Origin of the sequence: Halomonas sp. KAO (assembly GCF_015595025.1) — a bacterium.
GTDB lineage: Bacteria > Pseudomonadota > Gammaproteobacteria > Pseudomonadales > Halomonadaceae > Halomonas.
Genome location: NZ_JADNRL010000030.1, coordinates 1 through 1547, shown reverse-complemented (window position 1 = coordinate 1547; position 1547 = coordinate 1). Strand labels below are relative to the sequence as shown.

1 protein-coding gene is annotated in these 1547 nt (G+C 56.8%); it reads left to right on the top strand.

Going from position 1 to position 1547, the window contains the following annotated elements:
- Positions 1-111: 111 nt before the first annotated feature.
- Positions 112-1101 (top strand): IS481 family transposase, encoded by a 990-nt coding sequence (locus IOC61_RS15925; RefSeq protein ID WP_195689729.1) that lies wholly within the window; start codon positions 112-114, stop codon positions 1099-1101.
- Positions 1102-1547 lie beyond the last annotated feature (446 nt).

The window sequence follows — 1547 nt, the reverse complement described above, 5'->3', positions numbered from 1 at the left end:
GGCACAAGCGCAGTCCTACTTGTAGGGTCCCGGATGATCAAATGAGCTATAGGAGTTATCCTCTGCTGGCAGCCAGGGAGCTTCTACAGCAATTCATTCGGGAGCAGGTTCATGGACATCAAGCTGCATAAGCAGGCAACCACGACACCAAAGATCCGGGCCGAGATCCAGGCAGCGCCTTCCAGCATCACGGATAGCAAGCTGGCCCGCCAGTATGGCGTCTCCCCCGCGACCATCCGGCGCTGGCGGTATCGCGATGATGTCCATGACCGACCGCACACGCGTCACAACCTACTGGCCACCCTCACGTCCGAGCAGGAGGAGGTGCTGATCGCCGCTCGCGAATTCCTGCGCCTCGGCCTGGATGATCTGCTCGTCGTGGCACGTGAGTTCCTGAACCCTCGACTGTCTCGCTCTGGCCTGCACCGCATGCTCCAGCGGCGCGAGGTGCCGACACTGGCAGAACTAGCCCGTCAGGACGCCGGAGATGATGGCAAGCCCCGGCACAAGCCCTTCAAGGACTACGAGCCCGGGTACGTGCATATCGACATCAAGCATCTGCCGCAGATGCCCGACGAGGAGCAGAAACGCTACCTGTACGTCGCCATCGACCGTGCCACACGCTGGGTCTATCTGGAGGTCAGGCGCAGCCAGTCTGCCAAGGATGCCAAGGCGTTCATGAAGCGCGTGGAGGAGAAGGCTCCCTTCACGATCCAGACGGTGCTCACTGACAACGGCAAGTCGTTCACCGATCGCTTCACGCGGGCAGGTGAGCGCAAGCCCAGCGGACGCCACCCCTTCGACCAGGAGTGCCAGGCCCATGGTATCGAACATCGCCTGATCAAGCCGGGAAGGCCACAGACGAACGGTATGGTGGAGCGGTTCAACGGCCGCATCAGCGACGTGCTGGCGACCCGGCGCTATACCTCAGGCGAGGACCTGGAGCAGACGCTCAAGCGCTACGCTTGGCTGTACAATCACCACATCCCTCAGAAGGCGCTGCATCATCAATCACCGATCACGGCGATGAAGGAGTGGCAGGCCAAGCGACCTGAGATATTTACCAAGCGGATAGTTAATCACGCGGGACCCGACAGCTAGACTAGAAGGCTTGGCCATTAACAGCAGGAGCGCCCAAGGAAAACATGTTCACCATCATCGATGATCAATCAGCCATAATGTCAGTTGTTGCAGTAAACACGACACGACGACTTCCATCACCCTGCGGGGAGTGCATTCCTTACCATCATTTTCAAGAACCTTAACGATAAATCGCGTTGACAACCACATTCTCTAGGATCAACAGGTACATCAGTAGTAGGTCCTTTGCTGGATTATTCGAGTTCTTGAACAGGTGTTTTATGGCTTTTGATAGGCAGACTATTGAAGGAGGTTGAATATGCCAGTCACAAAAGTCGAGCGTGAGAGGCTTTATGAGCAGGTGTGGTCGCGTCCTATGAGCCACTTGGCACATCAATATGGCGTTTCGGGCCAAAAGCTTAAGGAGATTTGTGAAAGAGCAAATATTCCAACCCCTACCGCAGGCC

Bases quoted from the DNA above. Each gene is read 5' to 3' on its own strand.
- IOC61_RS15925 (WP_195689729.1), top strand. From the start codon at position 112: ATGGACATCAAGCTGCATAAGCAGGCAACCACGACACCAAAGATCCGG.